Raw genomic sequence first — 10,914 nt, 5'->3', positions numbered from 1 at the left:
GAGACAACGATGATTGCGAGACCAATGACCAGAAGCAATTTTCTTTCATGGGGGAGGAACGCCCTGATTGGACTGGGAGCTGCCGCGCTGTTGACGGCCCAAGGTCCTGCGGCAGCCGCAACCCAGGAGGATCGGGTGAGCATGCGGCCTTTGACGGTGGAGCACATCCGCATCAGTTCAAAAAGGTCGTTTGACGAAGTGAAGACTGCGCTTGAATCGCGGGTCCGCTTTGTCCAGGTCGATCTGCTGATTCCATACTTGCAAAAAGGAGACATGGCCGGTGCGCGGGCCGAACTGGAGCGGCTGGCAGCGCCTGCCGGATTGTCGATCCTGTACTCGCTGAATCACGGCGCTGCGCTGGCCATGGACGGAGGCCCCCGCAAGGCCGTTGGATACGGCATTGGCAATGTCCTGACCGCCGTCTCGATGAACAAGCACAACGTGGCCGCAGGTCTCTACGCACCGATCCGTGTGATTCTGTACGAGGGCGCCGACGGTACCGCAGTGTTCGAGTACGACAGGCCTTCTTCAATGTTTGGACTGTTGGGCAATGCCTCTATCGACAGCGTGGCTGCTCGGCTGGACGTCGCGCTGAAGGAACTGCTGATGGACGTCGGCAAGTAGCGTTTTACTCACTCACCTTTTTGGAGCCCTCGGGCTTGAACGCATGGAACTTGTTGGCGAAAGACTGATACCGGCATCGATCTTGGCGACCTGGCAATCGCTGAACGACGCTGAGTTTCTCAAGTCCTGCATTGCCGGCTGCGAGTCGCTGGATTGGACGCAGCCCGACACGCTGGCGGCCTTGCTGGTCGCGCGTATCGGACCCATCAGCGCCCGCTTCAAAGGCACGTTGAAATTGAGCAACATGCTGCCGCCGCACAGTTATGTGGTGTCCTTCGAAGGACAGGGCGGCATTGCCGGCTTTGGCAAGGGATCGGCAGAGGTGTCGCTCACGGAAGAGGGCGCTCAGACGCTTCTGCGCTACTCGGCCCGAGCCCAGGTGGGTGGCCGCTTGGCGCAGGTCGGGTCGCGCCTTGTCGATGCCGCCGCGTCCAAGATTACCGAGGATTTCTTTTCAGCATTCGAAGACCGGTTGCGGCTGGTAGCGGTGGAACCGACGGGCGTGCCTCCGCATGCCGCACCCGGAAAGACGCCCGCTTCGGCGACATCGCGCCAGGTCGGAGCCGCCACGCCGAAGACCACCGAGGCTCGCTTGCACCCTGCAAAGGTCGAAGCGACCTTGGATCAGCCCACCGTCCTCGGCAAGGTCGCCGCGTCGGCGAACTCGCGCCCAACCGTTGCTGGCACGCCGATGAAACTGCGTGGAGAAAGACTGGTCCCCGCACCGCTGTTTGCAACTTTCAATGCGCTGAACAATGCCGATTCGCTCAAGTCTTGCATTTTTGGATGCGAATCATTGGATCAGGTGCGGGTGGACAACCTGACGACCGTGCTGGCTCTGGGCATCGGACCTGTCAAGGCGCGTATGAGAGGAACGCTCCAAGTGAGGGACCTCGATATTCCAAGCAGCTATGTGCTCGCATTCGAGGGACCCGGCGGAACCAAGGGTGCGGCCAACATCTCGCTGATCGAAGAGGGCAGGAAGACACGCGTGCGCTATGTGCTCGAGGCTCGAATCCGCGGCCCCCTGAGCTTGGTCGGATCAACCTTGATCGAGGTCGTCTCAGCGATCCTCGTCAAGCTTTTCTTTTCGGCTTTCGAGGCCCAGTTGCGATCTGCGCCGGCGAATCGGTCCGCGGTTCAGAGCAAGACCGGGTTCTCGGTCAAGTAAATGGTGGTGGGCTTTGTTGGCCGCGAGCACCACCGCAGCCGCTTTTGCCATGTGGGCTTAGTTGACCATGAAAGCGAAGCGATCTCGCGTGACACCTTTCTAGACGAGCTTGGTACGAGTAATTAAAACCGGAGACGACGATGCAAAGAAACCAAACCTTCCCGACGCCATCTGACGCTGAAACCCTTAAAACAGGAGACAAGCTTTTGAAGAAAGTTCTTTTCCAGCTGGCCTTCGCGTTCGCACTGCTTGTGCCTGCATTGAGTGCATCGGCTCAAACCTACCCGAGCAAGCTCGTCACCATCCGCGTGCCGTTCCCCGCCGGCGGGCCTGCGGATGCCGGGTTCCGCCAGCTGCAGCCCGGGCTTCAGGCGCAACTCGGCCAAACGGTTGTCGTCGATAACCTGCCGGGTGCAGGTGGTTCCATTGGCGTGATGAAGGTGCTCAGCCTGCCCGCCGACGGGTACAACGTCGTGGGACACACGGCGTCGGACCTGATCCTGGCTCCCTTGGCCCTCGCCACCGCGAAGTACGATCCGGGTCAGCTGCGGCTGGTCTCGCCAATGCTGAGCACGGATTTCGTGCTTGTCAGCTCTCCGCGCTTCTCGTTCAAAGGCGTAGACGACCTGTTGGTCTATGCGCAGCAGCCGGGCAACAAGGAACTCTCGATCGCCCACTGGGGACGTGGATCGACGACGCACATCGCCGGCGCCGATTTCCAGAATCGCGGAAATGTGCGCTTCCTCGAGGTTCCTTACAAGGGCGTTGCGCCCATCATCCCCGATTTGATTGGCGGGCAAGTGGACCTGACTTTCCTGCCCCTCGCGGGTCCGACGATGGGCCTGATCAAGAGCGGCAAGGTCATCCCAATCGGGGTATCGGCCGCGAAGCGCGTCGCAGACTTGCCGGACGTGCCGACCCTCAACGAGGGCAAGGTGATCAAGGGATTCGAGCACCAGATCTGGACTGGTGTTTTTGTCGATCGCAAAGTGGGCAACGCCGAAGTGATCAAGCTGGCTCAGGCGATCAATGCGGTCACCAGGTTGCCGGAGTTCGCCAAGTTCGCGGCCGACCAAGCTGGCCGTACTTTCGATCCGATGACGCCGGCGCAGGCTGACGAGTATTTCAAAGCTGAAACCAAACGCCTGACGGACATCGCGCGGCTGATCAAGCTTCAGCCCGAGTAAATAGCGCGCGCGGCGCGGAGAGATCGAACACCATGGCCGTTAAAGACGTTCATTACTACGAGCCATCCAAGGGCCACGGCCTGAGCCACAACCCGCTCAATGCGCTTATCGCGCCGCGGCCGATCGGTTGGATCTCGTCACGAGACGCGCAGGGGTGCGTCAATCTCGCGCCCTATAGTTTCTTCAACGCATTCAACTACGATCCGCCCATCATCGGATTTTCCTCGATCGCCTGGAAAGACAGCGTGCAAAACGCGTCCGAAACGCGCGAGTTCGTCTGGAACCTGGTGACCCGTGAGCTGGGCGACAAGATGAACCAGACCTCAGCCCCGCATCCGCACGGTGTGGACGAATTCCCGCTGGCCGGCCTCACGGCCGTGCCGGGTCGGATGGTCAATGTCCCGCGCGTGGCAGAGAGCCGGGCCGCCATGGAGTGCAAGGTCGTCGACATCGTTCAGCTTCGAAATACCGCTGACGAGAAGGTGGGGGGCTGGCTGGTCCTGGGCGAGGTGGTGGCTGTCTTCATCGACAAGTTGCTCCTCAAGGATGGCGTCTACCAGACAGCGCACGCGTATCCGATCATGCGTTCCGGCGGGTTGAATGACTACGTCCAGGTGACCCCCGAAACGGTCTTTCAGATCAACCGGCTTACCGGCGCCAGCAGCCCGTCCAGTCATGGCACCAGTTGATCACGACAACACGCGTTGCCAAGGCGATGCCCATGCCGGGTTTGATGCAAAGGCAACCGCTCTTGATTTCGTCGCGGATCGTGTCGCGGCGGGTCGAAGGCGACATTCATCGATACACCTCGAAGGACGTCACCACCCGGGCGCCCCAGCTTGCGAATGCACTGGAGGACCGGATGGCTCGCGCTAACCCACCTGAACTTAGGAAATGCAAATGATCGTTGTACTAGCCAGACTCAAAATCGTGCCCGGAACTTCCGAGCAATTTCTGCAGACAGCAGGACAGTTGGTCCAGGCCTCTTGCAAGGAAGCCGGAGTTATCGGGTACGAGTTGCTTTCGGAAGGTGAAAACCGTTTTGCCTTTCTCGAACGATACAAGGACGCGGATGCCGCGGCCGCCCATCTCAAGACGGATCACTACCGCACACTGGGCCGGCAGCTGGGCCCGTACATCGATGGCAAACCCGAAGTCTTGAAGATGACACCGGCCTCCTGAGGCAACAAGGGCCGTTCGGAAGCATTCGATGTGGGCGGCAAGACCGCCCACATCCCTGCCGGTTCGCGTGGACTCGGTCTGCCGATGGCTGAGACCCAGGGCGAACAAGGCGCCCATCGATTTCACGGGTAGCTCGAACACCGGTGCCACGTGATCGAGACGCAGAGCGATGCCCGACCGTTGCGTTCACACCAGGTATCGTTGCACGGCTTCTTCGTTGAACTCCATTCCCGACCCCGGCCGTTCGCTTGTGTAGGCCATCCCATCGCGCACGTCGAGCGGTTCCTTCAGGATCGGGTTCCACCAATCCATGTATTCGAGCCAATGCGCGGTCGGCGTAGCGCAAAGTAGATGGGCGCTGACTTCCGGCCAGAAATGGTTGGAAAGCGCCACGCCATAGAGCTGGCCCAGTGCGGCAATTTGTTGCCAACCGGTGACCCCGCCGCATCGCATGGCGTCGGGCATGGCCAGGCCGCGCACACCCGCGTCGAAAGCATGGCGGAAACCGAGAGCCCCCAACCAGTTCTCGCCAGATTGCAACGGTGTGGTGGTGGCCGCTGCCAACTGCACGAGCCCAGCGTAGTCGTGGGCAACGATGGGCTCTTCAATCCAGGCGAGGCCTTCGCCCTCCAGGGCGCGCAGGCGCCTCGCCGCGTCGCTGGTACTAAGCGACTGGTTGTAGTCGACCATGATGGCTGCGTCCGGGCCCATCGCCGAGCGCATGGCGCGCACGACGGCCAAGTCTTCCGCGACGGTCGGATAACCGATCTTCGCCTTGACCGCCTTGAAGCCTTTGCGCGCCCACTTCTCGGCGGACTGGCCGCTGCCCAGCACGCCCTCGTAGCTGACGCCCGCATAGGCCTGGACCGGTCGCGGCGATGATCCGAGCATGGCGGACAGGGGTAGCTCGTGTGCGCGAGCGAAAGCGTCCCATACCGCCATGTCGATCCCGGCCAGGGCCATCCCGACCAAGCCTTCGGTGCCGAGCATCCGGAAGTGCCCATGCAGCCTGCTCGAGAGATCGGCGGGCGCCAGGGGCTGGCCGACGGCGACCGATTCGAGATTGCGCATCAGCTCGGCCAACGGCTTCTGTGCGGCGAGCCCGTAGCTGAAGAGGATGCTATGGCCTTGTACTCCGGCGTCCGTGTTGATGGTCAGGAGCACGAGGGGCGACACCCCGACCGTGCCGGAGGCAGTGCGCAGGGGCTCGGGCATGGGAACGATGGCGCAGCGGACCTGGAACGAGGTGATTTTCATTTGGTGATCTCGAAAATTGGTTCAGGCGGCCACCCGCGCCGTTGTTGCCGGTGGCGCAGAGGCGGCCTCGAATTCGGCCAGCAGCGCCTGCCGGGCGATCTCCGCTTCAGCCATGCTGCGCTCCTTCACGTGGCCATAGCCGCGGATGCGCTGCGGCAGTTGGGCCAACTGGATGGCGATCTCCAGGTTGTGTGCGCGCAGTTCGCTTTCCAGGCGCTGCAACAGCACCTCGTAGTTGGCGATCAGCTCGCGTTCGGCACGGCGCTCGGCGGTGTAGCCGAACAGGTCGAATGGCGTGCCGCGCACAAATCGAAGTCGAGCCAGCACGCGCATCGCAGGCAGGATCCAGGGGCCGTATTCGCTTTTCTTCAATTGCCCGGTCAGCGGGTCGCGGCGCGACAGCAGGGGCGGGGCCAGGTTGAAGCGCAGGCGCTGCGGACCCTCGAATTGTGCGGCGAGCGCGGCCTGGAACTCCGGCGCCGCGTGCAGGCGCGCCACCTCGTACTCGTCCTTATAGGCCATCAGCTTGGCCAGGTTTTCGGCGACTGCCAGCGACAGCCGCTGGCTGCCGGGCGCCAGCGCGGCCTCGGCTTGCGCGATTTTTTCGACCAGTGCGCGGTAGCGCCGCGCGTAGTCGGCGGTCTGGTAGCGCGTGAGCAGTTCGGTGCGGTGCGCCAGCACCTCCTGCAGCCCTTGCGGCAGCTTCGGCGCGGGCGGCGAAATACCGGCCGAGGCCGCCTCGACCGCGGCGCGGTTCGTGACCCAGAGGCGGCCCAGGCGCAGCGCGCGACGATTGGACTCGACCTGCACGCCATTGAGCTCCAGCGCCCGCTCGATGGCCGCCACGCCCACCGGCAGCCAGCCCTTCTGCGCCGCCACACCCAGCAGGAACGTGTTGGCCGCCACCGCATCGCCACACAGCGCGGTGGCGAGGCCGGTCGCATCGACATAGTCCACATGCTCGGGGCGTACCACGCCCGCGACCTTGCGCTGGAGCATGGACACCTCGACGCGATGGTCAGGGTTCCTGGTGAAAACCGCGCTCGGCGGCACGCGGTCGTTGCCGAGGAAACGGCTGCGTTCCATGTCCAGCGTGCGTGACGCCTCGTCCGCCAGACCGGCGAGCATGTCGAAGGCCAGCATCAGGTCGGCTTCGCGCAGCCCGATGCGCTGGCTGGCGATGCCCGAGGGCGCCGCCGCGACGCGCAGGTGGCTGAAGACCGTCCCGTTCTTCTGAGCCACGCCGGTCATGTCGTAAACCGAGGCGGCCTTGTGTTCCAGGTGCGCCGCCATGGCCAGCACCGCGCTGACCGTGATCACGCCGGTGCCACCGATACCGGCCACCATGACGGAAAAGCCATCGGCAACGGGCCGCACCGGCGGCACGGGGATGTTCTGCAGCAACGCCTCGGGTATGTCGCCCTGCGCCGGCCGGCGCAGGCTGCCCGAGCTGACCGTGACGAATGACGGGCAAAAGCCCTCTGCGCAGCGATAGTCCTTGTTGCACGAGGACTGGTTGATGGCGCGCTTGCGGCCCAGGGCGGTTTCCACGGGTTCGATGCTGATGCACCCGGATTGCGCCGAGCAGTCCCCGCAGCCCTCGCACACGGCCTGATTGATGAACAGCCGCTTGGGCGGATCGACCATGACCTTGCGCTTGCGCCGGCGGCGCTTCTCCGCGGCACAGGTCTGTTCGTAGATGAGTACGGTGCAGCCCGCCACTTCGCGCAGTTCGCGCTGCACCGCATCGAGATCGTTGCGGTGACGTATCGTCACCTCTTTGGGCATGGAGGCATCGGACCGGTGCAGATCCGGATTGTCCGACACCAGCACCACCTGCTTCACGCCCTCGCCCAGCACCTGGCGGGCCACCCGGCTGACCGAAATAGGCCCATCCACGGGCTGGCCGCCAGTCATGGCCACGGCGTCGTTGTAGAGGATCTTGTAGGTGATGTTGGCTTTGCTGGCGACCGCGCCGCGCAGCGCCAGCAGGCCGGAGTGGTAGTAGGTGCCATCCCCGAGGTTCTGGAACACATGGCGTGTCTTGGTGAAATGGTGCAGTCCGCCCCAGTTCATGCCTTCGCCGCCCATCTGCGTGGACAGCAGGGTGCGCGCCTTGTAGAACATCGCCATGCTGTGACAGCCGATGCCCGCCAATGCGAAGCTGCCTTCGGGCACGTTGGTGGACGTGTTGTGCGGGCAACCCGAGCAAAAGTAGGGAGGGCGGCTGTCCTGGGGCGTCGCCAGTGAGATGACGCCGCTGCGGCGAGGGGCCAGCAGCGCAATGCGCGCCTCCAGCGCTGCATCGGCCAGGCCCGCCGTGCGAAGGCGCGCGGCGATCGCCAGCGCGAGGTCCAGCGGTTCGAGTTGCTTCTCGAGGGTGACCAGCGGCGAACCATGCTCGTCGTTTTTGCCGACGATGCGCGGGCGCGCCGCCTCGTTGTACAGCACGGCGGCGGCCTGCCGCTCGACGAAGGCGGCCTTTTCCTCGATGAAGAACAGTTCGGCCTTGCCGGCAGCAAATTCCTTGAGCCCGAGCGGCTCCAGCGGCCACACCATGCCGACCTTGTACAGCGCCAAGCCCAGCGTGCGAGCCCGCGCGTCGTCGATGCCCAGATAGGACAGCGCCTGGCGCGTGTCCTGGTAGGCCTTGCCGGCTGAAACCAGCCCGAACCGCGCGCTCTCGTCGCCCATCGTGCATTGGTCGATGCGGTTGGCGCGCGCAAAGCGCAGCACCAGCGGCAACCGGTGATGCATTAGGATGGTTTCGTCGCGCGCCGGCGCAAATGCGCCACGGTAATGCACGCCCTCGGGCGGCAACAGATCGGCCGGGTCGGGCAGGGCGATGTGCTGCGCCTGCGGGTCGATGTCAACCGTGGCCGTCTGCTCGATGGTCTCGTTGACCACCTTGAGGCTGGCCCAGCAGCCGGCGTAGCGCGACAGCGCAAAGCCCAGCAAACCGAACCGCACGATGTCCTCGACGTTGGAGGGATACAGCACCGGGATCGAGTTGGCGGCCATCGCCTGCTCGCTTTGGTGCGCGACCGTTGATGACTTGCCGGGGTGATCGTCGCCGAACACGGCCAACACGCCGCCGCGCGGATGCGTGCCGGTGTAATTGGCGTGCTTGAAGGGGTCTCCGGAGCGATCGACGCCGGGCCCCTTGCCGTACCACATGGCGAACACACCATCGACGTTGGCGGGACCCAGCGCGTCCAGCTGCTGCGTACCCCACACCGCTGTCGCGGCCAGGTCCTCGTTGACGCCCGGATCGAAAACAATGCCCGCCTCCTTCAGGCGCCGCGCCGCCGCCCACAGTGCCTGGTCGAAGGTGCCCAGCGGCGAACCGCGATAGCCGCTGATATAGCCGCCGGTGGACATGCCAGCGCGGCGGTCGCGTTCGCGCTGCAGCAGCAGCACGGCGATCAATGCCTGCGCGCCGGTCAGGAATGCCGAGCCCTGCGCCAGATTGAAGCGCTCGTCCAGGCTGGCGAGCGATCGCAGCGCGCCGGCTTCGACCGGGGCTCGGGCGAGATCGATGATGTCGGGCGTAGGGCTCATCGTGCGGACGCTGCCGCGCGCTGGGCCTCGTAGACCTGCAGATTGCAGTAAGCGGTCTGCAGCAGGGGCACCGCTGTGCCCACGAGCTTGGCTTGCGCAATCAGGTCCCCCAGGATGGCCTGTGACTCCAGGCGGGGTGTGCCCGCCATCATGTCGCGCGCCATCGACGCAGCCCAGGGCGAGGCCGGGTCCAGCAGGACGCGCTCGACCATGCCGACCGACGCCGGGCTCGGCGGGTGGCCGGACAGGGTCGCGACGCGCGTCACTTCCTCGATCGACTGCCGGATCACTGCCTCCCCGCCCGCGGCGCGCAGTATCTCGCTGACACTCGCGCGCATCAGGCTGGTCGCCGTGGCCCCGGACGCGAGCATCACCCACTTCTCCCACAACTCCTGCTCGATGTCGGCAGACAGCCTGCGCATGCCGGGCGTGCGCGCGATCAATTCGTGAAAGCGCTGTGCAACGGGCTCTTGCGACGCAGCACGCGCGCCGAGGACAAACACGTCGTTAGGCCCAAAGTGCTGGATCGCGCCGTCGGGCATCAGCATGGTGGCGATGTAAGCAATGCCGCCGAGCACCTTTTCGCGGCCGAAGCGCTGGTCCAGCCGCTTGTAGGCTTCCATGCCGTTGATGACCGGCAGCACCAGCGCGCCCGCTGCCACTGCGGGGGCGATCGTGTCCATTGCCTCGTCGAGTTCGAAAGCCTTGCAGGTCAAGAGCACGACATCTGCCTGCGCCGCAGCCTCCGCCAGTTCGCCGCGGCTGAGCGTCGCAACGGGCAGGCTCATGTCGCTCAAGGCGCTGCGCGCGACCAGCCCATGCTCGCGCAGTTGAGCACGACGCCGCTCGCGCACCAGGAAACGCACTTGCGCGCCGGCCTGTTGCAGGCGGGCCCCGTAATAGCCGCCGGTCGCACCGGCTCCCAACACCAGAATTTGCATGGAGATGTCCCTCTGTTTACTGCGCTTGCAAGTTGATCGACTTGGCCACGGCGCGCATCTTGGCGGCCTCGTCCCTGAAGAAGTTGGCCGCCTGTACCGTGTCCAGGGGCCCCAAGACCCGCGAGCTGTTTTCGCGCACGAAGCGCAGGAATTCAGGCTTTCCCAGCGCCTCGGCGCTGGCACGGTTCAGGCGCGCCACTTCGGCATCCGGAACCCGCGTTGGGACAAACAGGCCGCTCCAGACTGAGTGGCTGAACGACTTGAGGAAACTGCCCTCGCTCAAGGTGGGAACGTCGGGCAGGTCGGGGTTGCGCTGTTCGCTCGCAATGCCGATCGCCTTCACCTTGCCGGACTTCAGCAATCCGACCACAGGACCGGCGAGGGGAAGGAACGCCAGGTCAATCTGGCCGCCCACCAGGTCGGGCACCATCGAGGCAGTGCCTTTGTAGGGCACCGCCATCAGCTTTGCGCCGATACGCGCCTCGAAGTCGGCAGCCGCAATGTGGGATGAGGAGCCGTAACCGATGTTGCCGATGGAGAGTTCCTGGTTGCCGGGCTTGCGCACGTAGGCCACGAGTTCATCGACGTTCTTGAACGAATGCTTGGACGCGCTCAGCAAAATGAAGTCCGTCGTGCCCAGGGGCGCGACCAGCTTGAACGACTCCGGCGAGTATTTCGCCGTAGCGATGCTCAACGGTGCCAGGATCAGGTCGGGTCCGCTCGTGCCTAGGACCACAGCGTTGTCGGGCGCCGCCGAAGCCACGTTCATCGCGCCCAGCGCGCCGCCCAGGCCCGGCAGGTTTTCGACGACGACGGTCTGCCCCAAGCCATCCTGCAAGGCCGGCTGTATCTGCCGGAAAGTCACGTCCACTGCGCCACCGGCAGGCCAGGCTACTCGAATAGTGAGGGGCTTGCCGCTCGCGTTTTGTGCGTTCGCGGCGGGAAGAAAAAACGAAGCGGCGACCGCCGCGGCCAACAGGATTTTTTTCAT

At 64.2% G+C, this 10,914-nt stretch carries 9 protein-coding genes; 5 read left to right on the top strand and 4 right to left on the bottom strand.

Annotated features, from left to right (window positions below):
• The first annotated feature begins 9 nt into the window (after window positions 1–9).
• The 5 genes from ACSQ9A_RS15985 to ACSQ9A_RS15965 all read left to right on the top strand — a co-directional run bounded on the left by ACSQ9A_RS15985 (window position 10) and on the right by ACSQ9A_RS15965 (window position 4,164).
• The gene (locus tag ACSQ9A_RS15985) at window positions 10–624 is read left to right on the top strand and encodes a DUF302 domain-containing protein (RefSeq protein ID WP_436304322.1); all 615 of its coding nucleotides are present in this window, start codon (window positions 10–12) and stop codon (window positions 622–624) included.
• A 43-nt stretch (window positions 625–667) separates the two neighbouring features.
• Window positions 668–1,795 carry a CoxG family protein gene (locus ACSQ9A_RS15980; RefSeq protein ID WP_436304321.1) on the top strand — a complete coding sequence of 376 codons (1,128 nt, stop codon included), beginning with the start codon at window positions 668–670 and terminating at the stop codon, window positions 1,793–1,795.
• 140 nt (window positions 1,796–1,935) lie between these two features.
• Window positions 1,936–2,982: a Bug family tripartite tricarboxylate transporter substrate binding protein gene (locus ACSQ9A_RS15975; RefSeq protein WP_436304320.1), complete on the top strand. Its 1,047-nt coding sequence runs from the start codon at window positions 1,936–1,938 to the stop codon at window positions 2,980–2,982.
• Between the two features lie 32 nt (window positions 2,983–3,014).
• Window positions 3,015–3,671: a flavin reductase family protein gene (locus tag ACSQ9A_RS15970; RefSeq protein ID WP_436304319.1), complete on the top strand. Its 657-nt coding sequence runs from the start codon at window positions 3,015–3,017 to the stop codon at window positions 3,669–3,671.
• Between the two features lie 211 nt (window positions 3,672–3,882).
• Window positions 3,883–4,164 (top strand): putative quinol monooxygenase, encoded by a 282-nt coding sequence (locus ACSQ9A_RS15965; protein WP_436304318.1) that lies wholly within the window; start codon window positions 3,883–3,885, stop codon window positions 4,162–4,164.
• Between the two features lie 186 nt (window positions 4,165–4,350).
• Here ACSQ9A_RS15965 and ACSQ9A_RS15960 read toward each other — a convergent pair whose 3' ends face one another.
• Genes ACSQ9A_RS15960 through ACSQ9A_RS15945 form a run of 4 tightly spaced genes read right to left on the bottom strand, consistent with a single transcriptional unit; the run spans window position 4,351 to window position 10,914 of the window.
• Window positions 4,351–5,421 carry an enolase C-terminal domain-like protein gene (locus ACSQ9A_RS15960; protein ID WP_436304317.1) on the bottom strand — a complete coding sequence of 357 codons (1,071 nt, stop codon included), beginning with the start codon at window positions 5,419–5,421 and terminating at the stop codon, window positions 4,351–4,353.
• Window positions 5,422–5,442: 21 nt separating this feature from the next.
• Window positions 5,443–8,982: an indolepyruvate ferredoxin oxidoreductase family protein gene (locus ACSQ9A_RS15955; protein ID WP_436304316.1), complete on the bottom strand. Its 3,540-nt coding sequence runs from the start codon at window positions 8,980–8,982 to the stop codon at window positions 5,443–5,445.
• A complete protein-coding gene (locus ACSQ9A_RS15950; RefSeq protein WP_436304315.1) occupies window positions 8,979–9,923 on the bottom strand; it encodes a 2-dehydropantoate 2-reductase in 945 nt (314 codons plus the stop codon). Before ACSQ9A_RS15950 ends, ACSQ9A_RS15955 begins: the two co-directional genes overlap by 4 nt.
• Before the next feature lie 16 nt (window positions 9,924–9,939).
• On the bottom strand, window positions 9,940–10,914 hold the full coding sequence (locus tag ACSQ9A_RS15945) for a Bug family tripartite tricarboxylate transporter substrate binding protein (RefSeq protein ID WP_436304314.1): 975 nt from the start codon (window positions 10,912–10,914) through the stop codon (window positions 9,940–9,942).

It is taken from the genome of Variovorax sp. LjRoot290 (genome assembly GCF_964253985.1).
Taxonomy (GTDB): Bacteria; Pseudomonadota; Gammaproteobacteria; order Burkholderiales; family Burkholderiaceae_C; genus Variovorax.
The sequence above is the reverse complement of the archived record's forward strand: the minus strand, read 5'-3'. Positions and strand labels throughout refer to the sequence as shown.